Source organism: Acinetobacter oleivorans DR1, assembly GCF_000196795.1.
In the GTDB taxonomy this organism is placed as follows: domain Bacteria; phylum Pseudomonadota; class Gammaproteobacteria; order Pseudomonadales; family Moraxellaceae; genus Acinetobacter; species Acinetobacter oleivorans.
Map to the genome: position 1 here is coordinate 491668 of NC_014259.1, position 22091 is coordinate 513758.

16 protein-coding genes, 2 tRNA genes, 3 rRNA genes and 1 pseudogene are annotated in these 22091 nt (G+C 40.9%); 16 read left to right on the plus strand and 6 right to left on the minus strand.

The window, feature by feature from the left end; all coding sequences use genetic code 11:
- Window positions 1-41: 41 nt before the first annotated feature.
- Window positions 42-713, minus strand: coding sequence for a hypothetical protein (locus tag AOLE_RS02375; protein WP_013196794.1), 672 nt, complete (start codon window positions 711-713; stop codon window positions 42-44).
- Window positions 714-945: 232 nt separating this feature from the next.
- On the opposite strand from AOLE_RS02375, the gene AOLE_RS02380 reads away from it, so the two are divergent.
- On the plus strand, window positions 946-1830 hold the full coding sequence (locus AOLE_RS02380) for an energy transducer TonB (protein ID WP_013196795.1): 885 nt from the start codon (window positions 946-948) through the stop codon (window positions 1828-1830).
- A 100-nt stretch (window positions 1831-1930) separates the two neighbouring features.
- Here AOLE_RS02380 and ybeY read toward each other — a convergent pair whose 3' ends face one another.
- Genes ybeY through miaB form a run of 3 tightly spaced genes read right to left on the minus strand, consistent with a single transcriptional unit; the run spans window position 1931 to window position 5000 of the window.
- Window positions 1931-2413: an rRNA maturation RNase YbeY gene (gene ybeY / locus AOLE_RS02385; protein ID WP_004789571.1), complete on the minus strand. Its 483-nt coding sequence runs from the start codon at window positions 2411-2413 to the stop codon at window positions 1931-1933.
- Between the two features lie 9 nt (window positions 2414-2422).
- On the minus strand, window positions 2423-3511 hold the full coding sequence (locus AOLE_RS02390) for a PhoH family protein (protein WP_004789570.1): 1089 nt from the start codon (window positions 3509-3511) through the stop codon (window positions 2423-2425).
- 37 nt (window positions 3512-3548) lie between these two features.
- Window positions 3549-5000, minus strand: coding sequence for a tRNA (N6-isopentenyl adenosine(37)-C2)-methylthiotransferase MiaB (gene miaB, locus AOLE_RS02395; RefSeq protein WP_005301343.1), 1452 nt, complete (start codon window positions 4998-5000; stop codon window positions 3549-3551).
- A 287-nt stretch (window positions 5001-5287) separates the two neighbouring features.
- On the opposite strand from miaB, the gene AOLE_RS02400 reads away from it, so the two are divergent.
- The 4 genes from AOLE_RS02400 to AOLE_RS02415 all read left to right on the plus strand — a co-directional run bounded on the left by AOLE_RS02400 (window position 5288) and on the right by AOLE_RS02415 (window position 9570).
- On the plus strand, window positions 5288-7231 hold the full coding sequence (locus AOLE_RS02400; RefSeq protein ID WP_023274377.1) for a lytic transglycosylase domain-containing protein: 1944 nt from the start codon (window positions 5288-5290) through the stop codon (window positions 7229-7231).
- A gap of 56 nt (window positions 7232-7287) precedes the next feature.
- Window positions 7288-7950, plus strand: coding sequence for a ribonuclease T2 family protein (locus tag AOLE_RS02405; protein WP_004789563.1), 663 nt, complete (start codon window positions 7288-7290; stop codon window positions 7948-7950).
- Between the two features lie 211 nt (window positions 7951-8161).
- Window positions 8162-9148: a malate dehydrogenase gene (locus AOLE_RS02410; protein WP_003653591.1), complete on the plus strand. Its 987-nt coding sequence runs from the start codon at window positions 8162-8164 to the stop codon at window positions 9146-9148.
- A 176-nt stretch (window positions 9149-9324) separates the two neighbouring features.
- A complete protein-coding gene (locus AOLE_RS02415) occupies window positions 9325-9570 on the plus strand; it encodes a DUF2789 family protein (RefSeq protein ID WP_013196798.1) in 246 nt (81 codons plus the stop codon).
- 63 nt (window positions 9571-9633) lie between these two features.
- Here AOLE_RS02415 and AOLE_RS02420 read toward each other — a convergent pair whose 3' ends face one another.
- Together AOLE_RS02420 and AOLE_RS02425 are read right to left on the minus strand one after the other, a co-directional pair.
- Window positions 9634-10161, minus strand: a complete 528-nt coding sequence (locus AOLE_RS02420; protein ID WP_004789562.1) for a hypothetical protein — start codon at window positions 10159-10161, stop codon at window positions 9634-9636.
- Between the two features lie 67 nt (window positions 10162-10228).
- Window positions 10229-10834: a 2OG-Fe(II) oxygenase gene (locus AOLE_RS02425; RefSeq protein WP_013196799.1), complete on the minus strand. Its 606-nt coding sequence runs from the start codon at window positions 10832-10834 to the stop codon at window positions 10229-10231.
- Window positions 10835-10951: 117 nt separating this feature from the next.
- Here AOLE_RS02425 and AOLE_RS02430 point away from each other — a divergent pair, with 117 nt between their 5' ends.
- The 11 genes and pseudogenes from AOLE_RS02430 (at window position 10952) to AOLE_RS02480 (ending at window position 22088) form a co-directional block, all read left to right on the plus strand.
- Window positions 10952-11809 (plus strand): 23S rRNA (adenine(2030)-N(6))-methyltransferase RlmJ, encoded by an 858-nt coding sequence (locus tag AOLE_RS02430; protein ID WP_004789560.1) that lies wholly within the window; start codon window positions 10952-10954, stop codon window positions 11807-11809.
- Window positions 11810-11850: 41 nt separating this feature from the next.
- Window positions 11851-12684 (plus strand): CDP-diacylglycerol--serine O-phosphatidyltransferase, encoded by an 834-nt coding sequence (gene pssA, locus AOLE_RS02435; protein ID WP_004789558.1) that lies wholly within the window; start codon window positions 11851-11853, stop codon window positions 12682-12684.
- A gap of 17 nt (window positions 12685-12701) precedes the next feature.
- Window positions 12702-13816, plus strand: a pseudogene (locus AOLE_RS02440) (DUF6670 family protein).
- A gap of 416 nt (window positions 13817-14232) precedes the next feature.
- A 16S ribosomal RNA gene (locus AOLE_RS02445) occupies window positions 14233-15770 on the plus strand.
- Between the two features lie 59 nt (window positions 15771-15829).
- Window positions 15830-15906 (plus strand) — tRNA-Ile (locus tag AOLE_RS02450).
- A gap of 55 nt (window positions 15907-15961) precedes the next feature.
- A tRNA-Ala gene (locus tag AOLE_RS02455) sits at window positions 15962-16037 on the plus strand.
- A 352-nt stretch (window positions 16038-16389) separates the two neighbouring features.
- Window positions 16390-19282: ribosomal RNA gene (locus AOLE_RS02460) — 23S ribosomal RNA — on the plus strand.
- 179 nt (window positions 19283-19461) lie between these two features.
- Window positions 19462-19576: ribosomal RNA gene (rrf, locus tag AOLE_RS02465) — 5S ribosomal RNA — on the plus strand.
- The 16S, 23S and 5S rRNA genes sit together here with 2 tRNA genes alongside, the layout of an rRNA operon.
- Window positions 19577-19853: 277 nt before the next feature.
- A complete protein-coding gene (locus AOLE_RS02470; protein WP_013196801.1) occupies window positions 19854-20204 on the plus strand; it encodes a GFA family protein in 351 nt (116 codons plus the stop codon).
- Between the two features lie 20 nt (window positions 20205-20224).
- Window positions 20225-20788: a DUF4256 domain-containing protein gene (locus AOLE_RS02475; protein ID WP_013196802.1), complete on the plus strand. Its 564-nt coding sequence runs from the start codon at window positions 20225-20227 to the stop codon at window positions 20786-20788.
- A 136-nt stretch (window positions 20789-20924) separates the two neighbouring features.
- Window positions 20925-22088, plus strand: a complete 1164-nt coding sequence (locus tag AOLE_RS02480; RefSeq protein WP_013196803.1) for an acyl-CoA dehydrogenase family protein — start codon at window positions 20925-20927, stop codon at window positions 22086-22088.
- Window positions 22089-22091: the final 3 nt, after the last annotated feature.

Sequence of the window (22091 nt, forward strand, 5' to 3'; positions counted from 1 at the left end):
TGTGTTTTTTGGCAGTTAATTCATTTTTATTCATCACAGCGCTATGCATCTTTTTGCTGGATTGGTGTGATTTCAGAATCTTCTAATTCATCTTCAAAATCATCGTCCTGATCACGGTAAAGTAACGCAGCTAAATTCACATTTCCAAATACGACTAACTCAGCCTCACGAACTCGTGCGTAATTTACATGCACTTTACTTAATGTCTCGATAATACTGGCTTTTTTACCAAACCAGCGATTGAGGTCAAGAAATATCAGTTCATCACGTTCCTCTGCTACATTAAAACGTTCCAGAATCATTCCTAAAGGATCTTTTTTCAAAATTTTATGGTAGTAAAAAACCGCGGCTTTTACGGCAATCTTCTGCCAAATGTTTTTATATTTAGCTTCAATAATTTGTGTATTACTAATTTGTTCAAAAACTAAAAGCTGTTGTTCTTGATTAAATTCCATCTGAATCAGCTTTAAATCAACAGATAGTGTCGTCTCTAGGCCTTTTACATGCATGGTTGCATATAACCTTAACCAGTCATGATAAAGATCCGCATGGAGGTCATCTAGAAATTCAACATTATTAGTGACATAACGTTGTAAAGTTGCATTCAGAAAGGTTTGTGATAACGTAAAATCTCTTTCTTCTTCAATGAATGCTTCTGCTTTTTGGTAGACCTTTTTAAGGCGTCTGACTAATGAGGAAAATAGCGTTTGCATAAAAGAACTTCCAGAAGATAATTTACTTAAGAACCAACACAATCTTTATTATGATAAAAAACGAGTTTTGATATTGCAGTGTAACAAATTTAATTGATACATTTTGACAAAATGAAAATGGATAAAATTCTATATTTGAAGTGAATCACACTTTTATCCAGATTTGAATATCAGTTTATATTTTATTCGGTATTAAACCGTGGGGATAAGGCATTTATATGCTTTTAAGATTATGTTGAACAGAAGAAGTCTATCCATAGAGCCTTTTTACCATTGGTGGCAAGACCGAGTCTTTATTGCTGCAACCATATTGGCAATCTTACTGCATGTTTTTGTGTTGCTCATCCACTTTGCCATGCCTAGCCCGTCAGAGCAATCTACTAAAGAAATTGCAATTTCAATTCGATCAAGCAATGAGCCAGTTCAGCAGGCAGACTTTTTGGCACAAGCGGACCAGCAGGGTTCGGGCACATTTCGTGAAGCCCATCGTACCTCTAGTGATACTCCAAATCCGATGCCTAATGATGCTTCAACAGGAAATGCAGAGTTAGAAAGTTTGCAAAAGGTTCAGCAACAAAGAGAGCTTAAATTTGAAGAAAAAGTCTTAATGACTGTTTTGAGTTGGCAAAAACAAGCTGATGCGAGTCAAAGGAAAAAAGAACTAGAACAATTACAAAGTCAATTTCAGGCAAAAGCTGCGATGGTTGCGAGTCTTGAAGCACAATATTTACAACGTAGACAAGATTTCAGTCGGCAACAAAAAATCAAAACAGTAGATGGAATTCAAGCGAAGAAAGATGCTTCGGCTGCTTATTTAGATAAGTTCCGTGAAAAAGTAGAGTTGTATGGTAATCGCTATTATCCAGAAGAAGCCAAACAACAACAGCTAAGAGGCGAAGTCCGTTTAATGGTGATTTTGAATGCCCAAGGCGGAATTCGTGCAATTCGATTACTTGAAAGCTCAGGACACTCAATATTAGATGAAGCAGCTAAGTCTTCAGTACGTCGCGGTGCACCATTTGGTCATTTCGATGCCAATATGAAAGATATTTCTGAATTACGTATTGTACGTACGTGGCGTTTCGATCCGGCTCAAGCAGAATTTGAAGTACATTAATAAAAAATGTGGATAAGTTTTAGCTTATCCACATTGATTATAATTAATTAGACAAAAGGCTATTTGAATATAGACTAGGTTTTTATCTAATTAAGAATGATTAGATCTGTTCTTGGTAAGGATTTTCGATATTCAGCTTTGCTAGAATTTCGACTTCAATCCCTTCCATTTCCTCTGCATCTTCATCACTGGTTTCATGGTCATAACCAAGCAAATGTAAAACACCATGTACTAATAGATGTGCAAAATGGTTTTGGGCAGTTTTTTTCTGTTCTAATGCTTCTTGTAATACCACTGGAATACAAATAACTAAATCGCCTAAAGGTAAGGCATCTAGCATTGGTAAAACTTCTTCAGGAATATCACTTGGAAATGATAAAACATTAGTTGGTTTATCTTTCTCTCTATATTGCAGATTAAGTTGTTGGCTTTCTGCTAAATCGACACAAGCAACGCCAATTTCGCAATCTTCTTTATAGCCAACGTGGCGTAAAGTTGTCTCAATAATTTTTTTGAGTTGAGCTCGTTTGAGCTCTAACTCAGGTGATTGAAAGTCTTGTTGTAAACTTAAACTGATTTTCAAAATAAATCCTTAAGCATCCTGATGTTGCAAGTCTGCTGCTGTATCGTTTTCAGCAACTAATGCTTCTTGACGTGCTTTGCGCTCAGCACGTGCTTCAGCATTAAGACGCTGTTGTTCACCATCCCATCCTTCATACGCTTCAACGATTTTTTGAACCAGTTGGTGACGTACAACGTCACGGGAATGGAAACGGGTAATATGAATTTCTGTAATATTTTCGAGTACGCGGAGTGCGTGTGCCAAACCAGATTGTTGACCTCGAGGTAAATCTACTTGGGTAATGTCACCTGTAATCACTGCACGAGAGCCAAAACCTAAACGAGTCAAGAACATTTTCATTTGTTCTGGTGTTGTGTTTTGAGCTTCATCCAAAATGACAAATGAATGGTTAAGTGTGCGCCCACGCATATATGCAAGAGGCGCAACCTCAATGACTTGACGCTCGATTAACTTAGCAACTTTTTCAAAGCCAAGCATTTCGTAAAGTGCGTCGTAAAGAGGACGTAAATAGGGGTCAATTTTCTGGGTTAAATCACCAGGTAAGAAACCCAGCTTTTCTCCAGCTTCTACAGCAGGACGTACAAGTAAAATCCGTTGGATTTCGTTACGTTCTAGCATGTCTACGGCGGCAGCAACTGCTAAATAGGTTTTACCTGTACCAGCAGGGCCTACACCAAAAGAAATATCGCTTTGTAAAATACGTTGTACATAACGTTTTTGATTGGCACCACGTGGATTAATGCGGCCTTTTCGGGTCTGGAAATAGACATCAAGCGGCGCATCGTGTTCATCCATTTCGTCACCAACCAACTCGAAATTGCGTTCAGTTTGTGACGATTGAATGAGGAGGTGTAATAGATCAGCACTGATTTGCTGGGATACCTCAGACTCTTCGTAGAGTCGTTGCAATAATGCTTCGGCTCTCCCAACAGCATCTATTTCACCATCTATGTGAAAAACATCTCCACGATGAGTAATTTTGACATCTAAACGCTGTTCAATTTGCTTCAGGTGCCCATTATAGGCACCTAGAATGCTCTTTAAACGTTCCATTGAAATTTCAGGAAATGTTACGGTACGTCGAATCGCTGCAGTCAAGAGAAAACCTTTCAGTAGACTTTAGAATACCTCTACATTACGCCACGTCAGGTTCAAGATTCAAGAGCTCACCGTAAACAAAATTTAAAGTTTTAATTTCAGTAATCTCGATCTCTGCAAAACGGCCAACCCAAGTTGCATCACCAACGAAAGTGACTAGACGTGTATTGTCAGCAGTACCAATTAAAATATTAGGGTCTTGATCAGATACTTTTTCAATAAGTACACGTTCAATTTTACCTAACATGGCATCTGTTTTTTCAATACTAGACTGTTTAATGACTTTCTGAACTTGAGCTAAACGCTCTTTTTTAACTTGCTCAGGTGTGGTGTCTGGCAAGTCCGATGCAGGTGTACCTGGGCGTTTCGAATAAACAAAACTATAAGAATGGTCGAAATCTAAATCTTTGATAAATTGTAATGTTTCTGCAAAATTTTCATCAGTTTCACCAGGGAAGCCAATAATAAAATCACTTGATAAATGCATGTCTGGACGAATTTTACGTAGCTTCGCAATTTTATCGATATAAACATCAATCGTGTGATTTCGCTTCATTGCCTGTAAAACGTCATTCGAACCACTTTGAACAGGCAAGTGTAAATGTGACACCATTTGAGGTAAATCTTCATAACACTGAATTAACTCATCAGAGAACTCAAGTGGGTGCGATGTTGTATAACGTAAGCGTCCAATACCCGGAATTTCTGCAACGAGTCGTAACAATTCAGGGAAAGTACAGATGCCACCTTCGAAGGTTTCACCACGATAACCATTTACATTTTGACCAAGAAGTGAAATTTCACGGACACCTTTTTCAGCAAGGCCTGCAATTTCTGCAAGTACATCATCTAAAGGTCGAGAAACTTCTTCACCGCGTGTATATGGAACTACACAGAAAGAGCAGTATTTAGAACAGCCTTCCATGATAGAAACAAATGCTTTAAAGCCTTCTACGCGTGGTTCTGGTAAAAAGTCGAACTTTTCAATATCTGGGAAAGAAATATCAACGAGTTTGATTTTGTCTTTTTTAGGTTTTTCTACTTGAGCATTATGTTGATCAAGCATTTGTGGTAAACGGTGTAATGTTTGAGGGCCAAAAATCATGTCTACATAAGGCGCACGTTTTTGAATATTGTCGCCTTCTTGAGAGGCAACACATCCACCGACACCAATCACAAGATCAGGATTCTTGTCTTTTAGTTTACGCCAGCGCCCTAATTCACTAAATACTTTTTCCTGTGCTTTTTCACGGATAGAACACGTATTCATGAGCAGGATGTCTGCTTCATTAGGGTTACTCGTTAAAATGTAACCGTGAGAGTCCCCTAAAAGGTCTGCCATACGGTGACTGTCATACTCATTCATCTGACACCCTTGAGTTTCAATATAAAGTTTTTTTATTGAAACATCAGTGGTGTGCGTTGGCTGGGTAACAGTGTTTTCTGAGGCAGCTTTGGCACCATTGGGAATGAAGGTTTGAACCGTCATGCAGGCTCCTAACAGATCGATCTAAAAAAGAATAAATTTGCCCAAAATGGGTCAAACCATTCATTATAGCAGTATTTGGACCGAACCGATAACAGTAAACCTTTAGAACGTGACACCGTTTTTTTGAAGTAAATTATGTGAATTTTAATGATGTTGAATCATAGAGTTACATAACACAACAAAAGAAAGCACGAAGACTAATTAAACTATGCTTTGAAGGTGAATAGTCAGGGTTTAACACATTTATGAGACCAAGTAGAAAGAGCTCATCAATCCATAGTCGTGTAATGAAAAATAAATATATGCATCGTAGCTGGTTAGGAGCTATGTGTTTACTTGGTTGTTCATTTACCTATGCTGCCGAAGAGCAGTTCAATGATGCATTAAATGCTGCAAATAGTGGCAATACCGCGTTATTAGACCAATATCAGCTTGCTATGCAAAATGATGTATTGGGGTACTATCCAGAATATTGGAAACTTAATACCAATCTTGGCTTTCAACCTTCAGCTTCGATTGTAAGTTTTGCTCAACGTTATCCTCAATCAGCAATGGCTGAGAAATTAGCAGCCGATTATGTTGAAGAAAAAGTTAAACAAGCTGACTTCGCATCTGCACAACCTTTACTATCTTATGTCACGAATCCAGATCAGGCCGAAAACTGTGCATTGGCGCAGGTGAGAGCCAAAACCGGTGATGCATTAGTTTTTGCTGAATATAAAGATGTATGGTTAGCCACCGAATCGCAACCTGAATCTTGTGTGGGGCTTGGACGCTTGATGTTATCTAGCCCATTAATGAGTCAGCAAGATAAGCAACAGCGCCTTTGGGTGCAATTACGTTCTGGTTTAACAGGACAGGCCCTTGCTACGGCACAGACTTTAGGTATGAATTTGTCTTTGGCTCAGCTTAATCAAATTCAGGCTAACCCACTCAATTATTTATGGAGTGCGCCTAAAACAAATGATACGGACTATGCTTATTTGATTTTTGCATTAGGTCGTTTGGCTAATAATGACTTACCTAATGCTTTTTCGAACGTACAACGTGTCGCTCAAGGTACACCAGATAATATACAAAAGTATTTATATAGAACGGTCGCTTATATTGGTGGCACCACAGTCATGAAAAATAATTTCAATCGTGAAGTTCTTCAATATTTTGATGCAAGTTACGGTTACCCTCTAAGCCCTGAAGAAGCTGAAATTTATGCGCGTCAGGCAATTCGATTTGGTGCGTGGGAAAGTTTAATTCGTGCTATTGATGCTATGAGCGTGACACAAAAACAAGAAGATCGCTGGCAATATTGGCTTGCTCGTGCAACAGAACAGCGCAATGACAGTAATTCAAAAAATACTGCGCAACGTATTTATAAGAAATTAGCTGAAAGTGGCGATGACTATCACAACCTGTTAGCTAAAGATCGTTTGGGTGAACGTTATAATCACCAACCTTATGATGACCAGCCAACAGCAAGTGATTTAAGACGTTTAGATCAGAATGTTCACTTTAATCGTGCTTTTACTTTAAGACGTATTAATGCAAATCCAACTTATACCAATCGAGAATGGAACTGGGCCGTTCGACAAGCTTATCTTCAACATGATGATGGTGTGTTGTTAGCTGCTGCAAAGCGTGCTCATGATATGGGATGGTATGACCGTGCGATTTACGCAGCAGATCGTACAACAAATAAACATAATGATACGTATCGCTATGTGACCCCCCATAAGACTAATGTCGTAAGTCATAGTTACAATGCAGGAATTGATCCAGCGTGGGCTTATGGTTTAATGCGACAAGAAAGCCGATTTGTTACCTCTGCACGCTCTCACGTTGGAGCGGGTGGACTTATGCAAATTATGCCCGATACGGCAAAGTTGATTGCACGTCAAATGGGCGAAACCTATAATCCAGCGGCATTAAATGAAATGAATACCAATATTCGATATGGTACATTTTATTTGTCGATGATTCAGGGACAATTAAGCAATAATCCAGTTTTGGCAACGGCAGGTTATAATGCTGGACCTAATCGGGCAAGACGTTGGCAACCGGACTTTCAATCAATTTCGGCTGATCAATATACAGAGACAATTCCATTGTTAGAAACCAGAGACTATGTCAAGCATGTTATGACGAATGCAACACATTATGGTGTGATATTAGGGCAAGGGGCTCAATCATTATCACAACGTATGAAAGTCATTCCAATGCGTACATCGCCTTAAGTTTAGGTGGTTGATGATGGATCTTCTTTTAATTGGCATATTCAAGTTTTAATTAAATGAAATATAGATATTTGGAACTTCGTTCAATTTTGCAACTTGCATGGTGGCTTATCTGTGCAGGGGTAGGATTGATGAGTTCCGTTTTGCATGCCGAACCTGTTAATTTACAGGGATATGTTATGCACGTACAAATGACACCTGCCGCATGTGCGTTAGATCCCTCTAAACAAAAACAACGTAAATGTCTTGAAGGATATTCACTGACAATTACAGGCCTTATGCCAGAAACAAATCAGACTGATTGTTCAACAGAAAGTTCGGCAGCTCTTTCCCCATTGCAAGCCAAAGTCGTAGCTCGGGTCATGCCTGACAACAATGCTCGTGTACAGCTTTGGAAGAGTGTAGGGGGATGCGTTCCTATGAATGCAAGTCAATATTTCCGGACAGTCATTAACTTTGCTGAACGTTTAAAAATTCCAGCTAGTCTTACCAGTTCGACAAATGTTGAAATTCAACAGTCGGCCTTAAAACAGCAATTTACTCGTCTTAATCCGAGCTTGCCGCAAAATGGTATTCGTTTGACTTGTCAGTTATCACGTTCAGATGTTGTTTTAACGGAAGTGAAGGTATGTTACACGGTAAAAGGCCAATATAAACAATGTGCAAATCATGTGGTATCGAATTGCCCTGGTGAAATTACGATTAAAGGTAGTTACTAAAGGTAACTATCATTTCGTAAAAAAATGCTGACCATACATTGAATCTATTTGTAAAGATTAATTTGTATTTTCTATCAGACTTTTGGTGAAAATGAGTCGCTTTTACATGCATCTGCCACATCTTTAGAGTACAATCTTTGCCGTTTATGATGATTTGGTTAGATGGAATTCCTATTTAGCCCGATTAAGGACACTCATTGGAGACAATTACATGAAGCAACCCGTTCGTGTTGCCGTGACTGGCGCTGCAGGTCAAATTGGTTACAGCTTATTATTCCGTATCGCAAGCGGTGAAATGTTAGGTAAAGATCAACCTGTTATTTTACAATTGCTTGAAGTTCCAGTTGAAAAAGCTCAACAAGCGCTTAAAGGCGTAATGATGGAACTTGATGACTGTGCTTTCCCTTTATTGGCTGGCATGATCGGGACTGATGATCCGAAAGTTGCATTTAAAGATGCTGACTACGCTTTATTGGTAGGTTCTCGTCCACGTGGTCCTGGTATGGAACGTGCTGACTTGTTAAAAGTTAACGGTGAAATTTTCATCGGTCAAGGTCAAGCATTAAACGAAGTTGCTAGTCGTGACGTTAAAGTATTAGTTGTAGGTAACCCTGCAAACACTAACGCTTACATCGCTATGAACTCTGCTCCAGATCTTCCAGCGAAAAACTTTACTGCTATGTTGCGTCTTGACCACAACCGTGCGTTGACTCAAGTTGCTCAAAAAGCTGGTGTTGCAGTTGCTGATATCGAACACTTAACAGTTTGGGGCAACCACTCTCCAACAATGTATGCTGACTACCGTTTTGCAACTGCAAATGGCGAAAGCTTAAAAGACAAAATCAACGATGCGGCATGGAACAAAGATGTGTTCCTTCCAACTGTTGGTAAACGTGGTGCTGCGATTATCGAAGCGCGTGGTTTGTCTTCTGCTGCTTCTGCTGCTAACGCTGCAATTGACCATATGCGCGATTGGGCACTTGGCACAAACGGCAAATGGGTAACTATGGGTATTCCATCTGACGGTTCTTATGGTATTCCAGAAGGCGTTATGTTCGGTTTCCCTGTAACAACTGAGAATGGTGAATACAAAATCGTTCAAGGTTTAGAAATCGATGAATTCAGCCGTGAGCGTATCAACTTTACGTTAAATGAGCTTGAAGAAGAACGTGCAGCAATTGCTGACATGTTGAAATAATTTATCTTTTTGATAAGTTAAAAAAAGCACTCTTTTTAGAGTGCTTTTTTATATTTAATCATTTGAAACAAAACACAAAAAACAACAAGAAAATATAAACATTATCATGCATATAAAAAGGTTTTATTGTTAGATTAGTTAATAGATGATTTAAAACAAGTTATAGGAGAATAACAATGTTTGAACAGCAACCTACTTTAGAGCTTTTATTTGATCAGCTGGGTTTAGCTTCAGATGAAGCAAGCATCGAAAACTTTATCAAAACACATCAATTGCCTGCTGAGCAGAAATTACATGAAGCCTCTTTTTGGTCAAAAGGTCAAAGTGATTTTTTAAAGAGCCATTGGGAAAAAGATGATGAATGGATTGTGGTGATTGATGAACTTAATGAACAACTACACGAAGATAGTGTGAAAAAATAAACGAATAAAACAAAGGCCTGTTTTACATTCAATATATAAAACAGGCCCAATTACATTAACTGTTTAATGTGTCTTTATTTTTAATTGATCCTTGTACCATGGCTCATGACGGACAAGGTCAAATACAGGTTGGCCATGAAGCAATTCAAGATCACACGTGCTTGTTGATAAATATTTAGTTAACCAATGGCGAGTCAATGCCGACTCTTGTCGAGCGGCTGACGCATAAGCCAAGAAGAAATAAATATCAGCATGTTCATGATGTGCTAATGGCTTCAAAATTTGTTGAGTAATCAACGCAAAACGTTTTTCTTTATTTAGTTCAAAATAAAGCATATACGCTTTGGCTAAGTGTAGAGACAAATTAAGATATAAGCTCAAAGGCATTTCTTCATATTCCATACGAGCTTGTTCAAGCAAAACAATCGCTTCTTGTAAAAAATGAAGTTGTTCTTGGCGAACACGACTTAATACGACAAGTTGCATGCGTAACTCTGCACGCTCCAAAGCAAGTTCAGGCGTATTTTCAGTCAAATAAAGTTGGTCTGTTTCACCAATTCGGTTCACAATTGTTTTACTTTCAATAGACATACGCCATTACCTTCTTTAATCAATAGCTTTTATATCGGGTTCATTTACCAAATTTAAAGAGTAACCATTAAACCCAAATCGAATTTCCGCTACGAAGCCAAGCTGTGATAGAGAGTCTTTGTTGTTTTGAAGTTAATACTTCATGTAATAAGTAGCTTTGAAATATTACAAGTCGATTTGGTTCTGGATTAACGATATGCCACTTCTCATTTTTATCTTGCAGTCGTAATTGACCACCCCAATCTTCTTGCCATTCTGGATGTAAATAATAAACGGTTGAGATAATACGATCATTTTTTTGCTGAGGATTGTCTCGGTGTAAAGCATAAAACTCACCCAAACCATAACGGGCGAAATGAGCTTCCACTTCTTTAATTCCTAAATAGAATGCTTGATTTAGATTTTGTGAAAAAGAAGTTAAGGTTTCAATATGTTGCTGAGCAATAGGAAGTTGATCATTAATCCAGAGAATATGATCGCTACGGATATTACTCATCACGCCGTTTTGAATGCCAGCTTCTCTAAACTCATCAATATGATGGTTACACTCGTTAGCGACTTGAGCGCGATATTGATCCGAATAGGCTTGATTAATAATCGCAAAGCCATGCGTATTTAAATCATCTAGAATTTGATCCAGATCCCATGAGTCTGGAAGCGGGTGAGAGAGCATATAACCTCGAGTAGATCGTAAAAATATCAAGCCGCTCTATTTTAGATGATCACAACCTTACGAAAGAATATTTTTTTCATGTTAAACTATTTGTTGAATTGAGGAATTAAAGTCAACATGAATTACCGTCACCATTTCCATGCGGGCAACTTTGCAGATGTTATGAAGCATGTGCTTTTGCTACAGCTTCTCAACCGTTTAAATGCTAAAGATAAACCTTATCGTTATATCGATACGCATGGAGGTGCAGGAAAATATGATTTATCTCTGGCGCCTGCACAAAAGTCTGGAGAGTTTCTTACAGGCATTCACCGTCTAGTTCAAATATCTGAAATGGAAAAGCGTCAGGCACCTGAAGCAATCCAACAATATTTGAAGTTGGTAGAACAGCTACGCTCTGAAGAAGGCAAAGGTAGTTATCCGGGCTCACCATGGTTTGCTTTGCAAGGCATGCGTGAAATTGATAAGGCAACAATTTTTGAAATGCAACGTGATGTCTTTCAACAATTGCGACACAATATTTATGATAAACGTGCAGGTTTACATGAACGTGATGCCTACGAAGGTCTGCTCGGCGTAATTCCGCCAAAAGAAAAACGTGGTTTGGTCATGATTGACCCACCTTACGAATTAGAACGTAAAGATTTTCCGCAATTAGTTGAACTGTTACAACAAGCTCATAAGAAATGGCCAACAGGCGTTTTTGCAGTTTGGTATCCAATTAAAGACCGAGCGATGATTGAACGTTTTGAAAAGAAAATGTTTAAAACAGGAATTCGCCGTCAGTTGGTCTGCGAAATTTGTGTATGGCCAGATGACACACCTGTAGGCTTGAATGGTTGTGGTCTATTAGTGATTAACCCACCTTGGCAGTTCTCTGAACAGGCTGACCAGGCTCTACAGTGGTTATTCCCGCATCTACGCATGCAAGAAACTGGTGGTCACGCTGCTGTTCGCTGGTTAGTAGGTGAGTAACAGTTAACTTAAATCAATGCACATGTTTGGAATAGAAAATAATGACAAATGCGCCTAAACCAGAGCAAGATTTAACTCATAATGAACATTCATTTGATGGGATTACATTCGAAGTGGTTGAAGAAGAGGATAATCCGGAAGGACAAAAAGTGAAGCGCCGAGGTATTTATCTTTGGCCTAACTTAATTACGACAGCCGCTTTGTTGTCTGGTTTCTATTCCATCATTGCAAGTATGAATGGGGATTTTACCCAAGCTATTTATGCCATTTTTATAGCAGCGCTTCTAGATGGTCTAGATGGCCGAGTTGCTCGCGCGATTGGTGCACAAAGTGCTTTTGGCGAGCAATATGATTCTCTTTCTGATTTATTAGCTTTTGGTGTGGCTCCGGCAATGCTGATGTATAGCTGGAGTTTGCATGATTTAGGCCGTATCGGGTTAGCATGTTGTTTTGTTTATACAGCATGTGCAGCTTTCCGTTTAGCACGTTTCAATGTACAAATTGGTGTTGTTGATAAGCGCTATTTTATTGGGATTGCAAGTCCACTCGCTGCCATTATCATTATTTCCCTTGTGTGGGTTGCTCGCGATTATCCTTTCATTTTTGATTTACGTGATATAGCGATTAAATCCATTAATGCTGTGATTATGGTTGTTGTGGGGTTGCTCATGATTTCCAATATTAAATATTACTCTTTCAAACAAATGGACCGTAAACGCGTTCCCTTTGTAGTTATGTTGCCAGTAGTACTGATTTTTGCAGCAATCACTTATAATATTCCAATGGGCATTTTGACTGTTTCAATTCTCTATGCTCTTTCTGGTTTTGTTACGACACTATTTGCACGAAAGAGTAACGAAACAATAAAAACATAAAATAGAAGAGGTTCAGTATGCCTAAGTTGATAAGTCAAATTAATCAATTACAGCAGCTGGGCCTGAATGCTAAAGAGGGGGTTGTATATCAGCCTTCTCGCGGCTTTTTTAAAATAGTTTATCAAGGCTTAATCCTTCCAAATCTTCCTGCTCCACTGCGTTACTTTAATTACATTAGTCTAGTTGGGCAGCCACGAATTCCTCTTTGCTATAACGCTCACACCATTACGACTTCGGCAATTGATACTGCAACTGTGCTTGTAAGTAATAGCCAACATAGTGTGGGACATTTAAAAACTTATTCTATTCGGCGGCAGTGCCAGTTTGACTCAGAGCAATACAAGTTTGATAAAACAGACTTGATTGAGTGGAAAATCCCAAAGATCCATCTCCAGAGATTAGACCTAGAAATGGGTTGTAATCTTACTATTCATATTTCAGAAAATATCTCTAATAATTCTGCATTGCAGTGGGGTGTTTCGGACTATTGGTCAACACTATGTTTATGTGAAGGTGAAGTTTTTTATAAAGGGCAAAAGTATCAAGTTGAAGGGTTGGGACGATTTAAACACGCAAGAGCCCTGCATTTACCGTTCTTATCTTTATGTTTTTACACATGCCAAATTATTAATTTAAATGAAACGACTCAGCTTGCATTTTCACAAATAAGAAATCAGTGGAATATCATCTTATGTTCAAGATTAGATATTCAAGAATTTGGGAAGCCTGTTGAGAGTTTTACTGAAGATGTAAATTTACATATCCATCGCGTTTATCCAAAAGTTAGAACACCGAACGGTAAAGAGATGTATTTACCCAGAGAATTTTCTTGGCAGTGTAAAAAAAATGGAAAAATTATTTTTGAACTTTATGCACAAAGCCGTGGTGACTATAAGTTTGGATTGGCTGCTGGGTATGTAGGAAGCTTTCAATACCAATTAAGTTGGAATGAACAATGTTTACAAGGTGAGGGTGGATATTGTGAATATATTGATTGTCGCCCACTTAGGTGGCAGGAAAAGAATCAAGACGAGAAAATTTTAGATAAATTGATGCTTTTACAGCCATGTTTATATAAAAAATGATTATTTTTGGTATTTTTTGATTAAAAAGTGAACTGTTGTTGCAGTAATATTAAAAAAGGGGTTGCCAACGAGATTTAATGGTCTATAATGCACATCCATCGGCGGTGATGCAGATAAGAACTTGTTGAAAAACAGTTACTTGGAATTAAGTTGGTTACTTTAAGTGATGAATTTAATGAGAAGTTGGTTTTGAGATTAAGTTTTAAAAATATCGAAATTACCTGTTGACTTTTAAGAGATTAAGAGTAATATAGCCGACCTAGCTTGCTGGTGACGAACCAGGAAGAAGATCATTAAGAGAATTGAAGAACAACTTGTGTGGATTTTTACTGATTGATTAATCGAAATATTATCATTGATTGATTGGTTTAAATTACTCGAAGTTTATTTGAGCGAAATTTAAGTCAGAAAATTGATGAGCCAGAATTGGCACCTTGTCTTTAATAAGGTGCAAAATGATTTTTAACTGAAGAGTTTGATCATGGCTCAGATTGAACGCTGGCGGCAGGCTTAACACATGCAAGTCGAGCGGAGAGAGGTAGCTTGCTACTGATCTTAGCGGCGGACGGGTGAGTAATGCTTAGGAATCTGCCTATTAGTGGGGGACAACATTTCGAAAGGAATGCTAATACCGCATACGTCCTACGGGAGAAAGCAGGGGATCTTCGGACCTTGCGCTAATAGATGAGCCTAAGTCGGATTAGCTAGTTGGTGGGGTAAAGGCCTACCAAGGCGACGATCTGTAGCGGGTCTGAGAGGATGATCCGCCACACTGGGACTGAGACACGGCCCAGACTCCTACGGGAGGCAGCAGTGGGGAATATTGGACAATGGGCGGAAGCCTGATCCAGCCATGCCGCGTGTGTGAAGAAGGCCTTATGGTTGTAAAGCACTTTAAGCGAGGAGGAGGCTACTTTAGTTAATACCTAGAGATAGTGGACGTTACTCGCAGAATAAGCACCGGCTAACTCTGTGCCAGCAGCCGCGGTAATACAGAGGGTGCAAGCGTTAATCGGATTTACTGGGCGTAAAGCGCGCGTAGGCGGCTAATTAAGTCAAATGTGAAATCCCCGAGCTTAACTTGGGAATTGCATTCGATACTGGTTAGCTAGAGTGTGGGAGAGGATGGTAGAATTCCAGGTGTAGCGGTGAAATGCGTAGAGATCTGGAGGAATACCGATGGCGAAGGCAGCCATCTGGCCTAACACTGACGCTGAGGTGCGAAAGCATGGGGAGCAAACAGGATTAGATACCCTGGTAGTCCATGCCGTAAACGATGTCTACTAGCCGTTGGGGCCTTTGAGGCTTTAGTGGCGCAGCTAACGCGATAAGTAGACCGCCTGGGGAGTACGGTCGCAAGACTAAAACTCAAATGAATTGACGGGGGCCCGCACAAGCGGTGGAGCATGTGGTTTAATTCGATGCAACGCGAAGAACCTTACCTGGCCTTGACATAGTAAGAACTTTCCAGAGATGGATTGGTGCCTTCGGGAACTTACATACAGGTGCTGCATGGCTGTCGTCAGCTCGTGTCGTGAGATGTTGGGTTAAGTCCCGCAACGAGCGCAACCCTTTTCCTTATTTGCCAGCGAGTAATGTCGGGAACTTTAAGGATACTGCCAGTGACAAACTGGAGGAAGGCGGGGACGACGTCAAGTCATCATGGCCCTTACGGCCAGGGCTACACACGTGCTACAATGGTCGGTACAAAGGGTTGCTACCTAGCGATAGGATGCTAATCTCAAAAAGCCGATCGTAGTCCGGATTGGAGTCTGCAACTCGACTCCATGAAGTCGGAATCGCTAGTAATCGCGGATCATAATGCCGCGGTGAATACGTTCCCGGGCCTTGTACACACCGCCCGTCACACCATGGGAGTTTGTTGCACCAGAAGTAGCTAGCCTAACTGCAAAGAGGGCGGTTACCACGGTGTGGCCGATGACTGGGGTGAAGTCGTAACAAGGTAGCCGTAGGGGAACCTGCGGCTGGATCACCTCCTTAACGAAAGATTGACGATTGGTAAGAATCCACAACAAGTTGTTCTTCATAGATGTATCTGAGGGTCTGTAGCTCAGTTGGTTAGAGCACACGCTTGATAAGCGTGGGGTCACAAGTTCAAGTCTTGTCAGACCCACCATGACTTTGACTGGTTGAAGTTATAGATAAAAGATACATGACTGATGATGTAAGCTGGGGACTTAGCTTAGTTGGTAGAGCGCCTGCTTTGCACGCAGGAGGTCAGGAGTTCGACTCTCCTAGTCTCCACCAGAACTTAAGAGAAGTTCGGATTACAGAAATTAGTAAATAGAGATTTAGATCTTAGTTTATTAACTTCTGTGATTTAAGTATCACGGTATTAAGCATGACCTGACGAAGGCGTGTTTATTCATTAACAGATTGGCAAAATTGAGTCTGAAATAAATTGTTCACTCAAGAGTTTAGATTAAGCAATTAATCTAGATGAATTGAGAACTAGCAAATTAACTGAATCAAGCGTTTTGGTATATGAATTTAGATTGAAGCTGTACAGTGTTTAAATACACAGGCAACAGATAGTAGCGATGAAGAATCGCACGGACAACACTCACTTGTAAGTGTTGACGACTGTTTGGGGTTGTATAGTCAAGTAATTAAGTGCATGTGGTGGATGCCTTGGCAGTCAGAGGCGATGAAAGACGTAATAGCCTGCGATAAGCTCCGGGGAGGCGGCAAATATCCTTTGATCCGGAGATTTCTGAATGGGGGAACCCACCTACTTTAAGGTAGGTATTGCAACATGAATACATAGTGTTGCAAGGCGAACGAGGGGAAGTGAAACATCTCAGTACCCTTAGGAAAAGAAATCAATTGAGATTCCCTTAGTAGCGGCGAGCGAACGGGGATCAGCCCATTAAGTTATGTGTGTTTTAGTGGAACGCTCTGGGAAGTGCGAACGTAGAGGGTGATATTCCCGTACACGAAAGGGCACACATAATGATGACGAGTAGGGCGAGGCACGTGAAACCTTGTCTGAATATGGGGGGACCATCCTCCAAGGCTAAATACTCCTGACTGACCGATAGTGAACCAGTACCGTGAGGGAAAGGCGAAAAGAACCCCTGTGAGGGGAGTGAAATAGATCCTGAAACCGCATGCATACAAGCAGTGGGAGCCGACTTGTTCGGTGACTGCGTACCTTTTGTATAATGGGTCAGCGACTTATATTCAGTAGCGAGGTTAACCGTATAGGGGAGCCGTAGAGAAATCGAGTCTTAATAGGGCGTTTAGTTGCTGGGTATAGACCCGAAACCAGGCGATCTATCCATGAGCAGGTTGAAGGTTGGGTAACACTAACTGGAGGACCGAACCCACTGTCGTTGAAAAGCCAGGGGATGACTTGTGGATAGGGGTGAAAGGCTAATCAAGCCTGGTGATAGCTGGTTCTCCCCGAAAGCTATTTAGGTAGCGCCTCGGACGAATACCATAGGGGGTAGAGCACTGTTTCGGCTAGGGGGTCATCCCGACTTACCAAACCGATGCAAACTCCGAATACCTATGAGTACTATCCGGGAGACAGACTGCGGGTGCTAACGTCCGTAGTCAAGAGGAAAACAATCCAGACCGCCAGCTAAGGCCCCAAAATCATAGTTAAGTGGGAAACGATGTGGGAAGGCATAGACAGCTAGGAGGTTGGCTTAGAAGCAGCCACCCTTTAAAGAAAGCGTAATAGCTCACTAGTCGAGTCGGCCTGCGCGGAAGATGTAACGGGGCTAAAACTATGTGCCGAAGCTGCGGATTTGACTTTTAGTCAAGTGGTAGGGGAGCGTTCTGTAAGCCGATGAAGGTGTATTGAGAAGTATGCTGGAGGTATCAGAAGTGCGAATGCTGACGTGAGTAACGACAAAACGGGTGAAAAACCCGTTCGCCGAAAGACCAAGGGTTCCAGTCCAACGTTAATCGGGGCTGGGTGAGTCGACCCCTAAGGCGAGGCCGAAAGGCGTAGTCGATGGGAAATTGGTTAATATTCCAATACTTCTGTGTAATGCGATGAGAGGACGGAGAAGGTTAAGTCAGCCTGGCGTTGGTTGTCCAGGTGGAAGGAAGTAGGCATGCATCTTAGGCAAATCCGGGGTGCTCTATGCTGAGATCTGATAGCAAGCTGTACTTGTACAGCGAAGTGGCTGATACCATGCTTCCAGGAAAAGTCTCTAAGCTTCAGTTACACAGGAATCGTACCCGAAACCGACACAGGTGGTCAGGTCGAGTAGACCAAGGCGCTTGAGAGAACTCTGCTGAAGGAACTAGGCAAAATGGTACCGTAACTTCGGGAGAAGGTACGCTGCTGACGGTGATGACCCTTGCGGTCTGAGCTATTGGCAGCCACAGAAACCAGGCCGCTGCAACTGTTTATTAAAAACATAGCACTCTGCAAACACGAAAGTGGACGTATAGGGTGTGATGCCTGCCCGGTGCTGGAAGGTTAATTGATGGGGTTAGCGTAAGCGAAGCTCTTGATCGAAGCCCCAGTAAACGGCGGCCGTAACTATAACGGTCCTAAGGTAGCGAAATTCCTTGTCGGGTAAGTTCCGACCTGCACGAATGGCATAATGATGGCGGCGCTGTCTCCAGCAGAGGCTCAGTGAAATCGAAATCGCTGTGAAGATGCAGTGTACCCGCGGCTAGACGGAAAGACCCCGTGAACCTTTACTGCAGCTTGACATTGAACTTTGACCTTACTTGTGTAGGATAGGTGGGAGGCTTTGAAGTTGGAACGCTAGTTCCAATGGAGCCGTCCTTGAAATACCACCCTGGTAATGTTGAGGTTCTAACTCTGCCCCGTAATCCGGGGCGAGGACCATGTCTGGTGGGTAGTTTGACTGGGGCGGTCTCCTCCTAAAGAGTAACGGAGGAGTACGAAGGTGCGCTCAGCGTGGTCGGAAATCACGCGTAGAGTATAAAGGCAAAAGCGCGCTTAACTGCGAGACCCACAAGTCGAGCAGGTACGAAAGTAGGTCTTAGTGATCCGGTGGTTCTGTATGGAAGGGCCATCGCTCAACGGATAAAAGGTACTCTGGGGATAACAGGCTGATACCGCCCAAGAGTTCATATCGACGGCGGTGTTTGGCACCTCGATGTCGGCTCATCTCATCCTGGGGCTGAAGCAGGTCCCAAGGGTATGGCTGTTCGCCATTTAAAGAGGTACGCGAGCTGGGTTTAGAACGTCGTGAGACAGTTCGGTCCCTATCTACCGTGGGCGCTGGAAATTTGAGAGGATCTGCTCCTAGTACGAGAGGACCAGAGTGGACGAACCTCTGGTGTACCGGTTGTGACGCCAGTCGCATCGCCGGGTAGCTATGTTCGGAAGGGATAACCGCTGAAAGCATCTAAGCGGGAAGCCTACCTCAAGATAAGATTTCCCTAGGACTTTATGTCCTCTAAAGAGCCGTTCGAGACTAGGACGTTGATAGGTTGGATGTGGAAGCATAGTGATATGTGAAGCTGACCAATACTAATTGCTCGTGAGGCTTGACTATACAACACCCAAGCAGTTGTATATAAAGCATCAATCGATTCATTAATATGCAAAGCAACTTGATTTAGTTATACGCTTAGCTAAAATGAACAAATAAAGTAAGATTCAATCAGCCCATCTGTAAAGATTTGGAAAACGCATCGGCACATTAAGACCAATGCAAGTATCCATACCAGTTGTGCTGGCGACCATAGCAAGAGTGAACCACCTGATCCCTTCCCGAACTCAGAAGTGAAACCTCTTAGCGCTGATGGTAGTGTGGGGTTTCCCATGTGAGAGTAAGTCATCGCCAGCTCATTATTCTAAACACCCCCAACTTAACAGTTGGGGGTGTTTCTTTATGGGAAATTAAATTGATTGTTTAATTTAGATGCAGTAAGACCATAAAAAAGGACTCTATATGAGTCCTTTTTTATATATGAAGGAAACTTCGAGCCCGTTCTAAGTTAGAAATGGCTGCAAGACCTACATCTTCTAAATCAATATTAAGTAGCTCGATTACATTTTTATATGGAAACTTATTCTTTAAACTGGAAAAGTAAATAGGATGAAAATTATAAAGAGTAAGAACAATGAAATATCAAGGAAGTTGCCATTGCGGTCAGATTAAATTTGTAGTGGAAGGAGAGTTGTCAGAGGTTTTATCTTGTAATTGTTCAATATGTCAAAAAAAAGGCTCATTGCTTTGGTTCTTACCCAGTAATCAAGTTAAAGTTTCTTTAGAAACGCCTGAAATTTTAGCGAACTATACTTTTAACAAGCATGTGATTAATCATCATTTCTGCAAAAATTGTGGTATTCATCCTTATGCTCAAGGTATAGATCCCCAAGGTAATTCTATATTGGCGATTAATGTTCGATGTATAGATGACATTGACTTAGATAAAATAAAAATAAATTATTTTGATGGACGTTCAGTTTAATAATTATAAGGATTTATTCAATGACAACTAAAAAACAATTAACTCCAACACAATTAGATTCACTGCTTGAACTATTAAAGAAGAGATTTGAAAAGAACACACATCGCCATAAAGAAATTGATTGGACAAATGTCCGAGCTAAATTATTAGAATCGTCTGAAAAATTATGGTCATTGCAAGAAATGGAAAATACTGGAGGAGAGCCTGACGTTGTCTCTTATGATCAACAGAAGGATGAATATTTATTTGTCGATTGCTCTCCTGAGAGTCCAAAAGGTCGTAGAAGTCTTTGTTATGATCGAGAGGCTTTGGAGGCTAGAAAAGATCATCCTCCAAAAAATAGTGCAATCGATGTGGCTAAAGAAATGGGAGCTGAGCTTCTCACAGAAGAGCAATACCATGAATTACAAAAGTTAGGGGAGTTTGATTTTAAAACATCAAGTTGGCTCAAAACCCCAGATGAGATTCGACGGTTAGATGGAGCTATTTTTGCTGACCGACGTTATGGTCGGGTATTCATTTATCATAATGGAGCACAGTCTTATTATGCTGTTCGTGGTTTCCGTTGCTGCTTAAGAGTATAGGCGTTGTACATAAATAAAAATAATTCTGTTTGATGTTTTATGCCAAGAAAATGGAGATTCTTGCAACTTTTGATTGACTGTAAACATGACAAGATATGTGCAGGAATTAAATAAAAACATTAGGACATTTCTAAACATGCAACTCAATCCAATTTACTACAATGAACAACACATTGCTTTTGCTGACAATGTTCGCCGATTTGTACAAAAAGAAATGGCTCCTTTTGTTAATGAGTGGGATGAGGCTGAGACATTTCCTAGAGAGCTTTATAGAAAGGCAGCTGAAATTGGCCTATTAAGTTTAGGTTTTTCTGAAGAATATGGTGGTATTCCTGATGCAGATCCATTTTATTCATTACTGGCTGGTATTGAAATGGCAAAGGCGGGTTCTGGGGGAGTACATACCTCACTCATGGTACACACAATTGGCGCCCCTCCCATTCAGCATTTTGGAAGTGAGGAGTTAAAGGCTAGAGTCCTGCCAGGTATTATTTCCGGTGAAAAAATTTCTGCTTTAGCTATTACAGAACCTGGTGGTGGCTCGGATGTCGCTGCATTACAGACTAAAGCTGTTCGTGATGGTGATTACTACATTGTCTCGGGTGAGAAGACGTTTATCACATCGGGAATTCGTGCAGATTACTATACAGTTGCAGTGCGTACAGACCCAACTAAAACAGGTGCAGAAGGTATTTCAATGTTGCTCGTTGATGCGCACAGTGAAGGAATTACTAAAACACCTTTAAAGAAAATGGGGTGGTGGGCTTCTGATACAGCTCATTTGCATTTTGATCAAGTACGAGTATCTGTATCAAATCTGCTCGGCAAAGAAAACGTCGGTTTTAAAGTCATTATGAATAACTTTAATATGGAGCGGTTCTTCTTGGGAGTAGTGGCTTATGGGTATGCATTGGTCTGTTATGAAGAAGCTTTAGAATGGGCACAGCAACGAAAAACTTTTGGTAAGCGATTAATTGATCATCAAGTGGTTCGTCATAAATTGGTAGATATGGCAACGCAATTAACCTCAACACGGGCATTGCTTGAAGAAACTGCATGGAAAATGACTCAGCCGAAGTTACAAGGGCCTGAGTTGGTGGCACAAATTTCAATGCTTAAAAATGTTGCGACTCGCACTATGCAATTTTGTGCTGATGCAGCTGTGCAAACATTAGGTGGCATGGGCTTTATGCGAGGTACCAAGTCGGAACGTATTTACCGTGAGGTGAAGGTCAATATGATTGGTGGTGGTGCTGAAGAAATTATGAAAGATTTAATTAGTAAGCAGTTAGGTTATTAATTT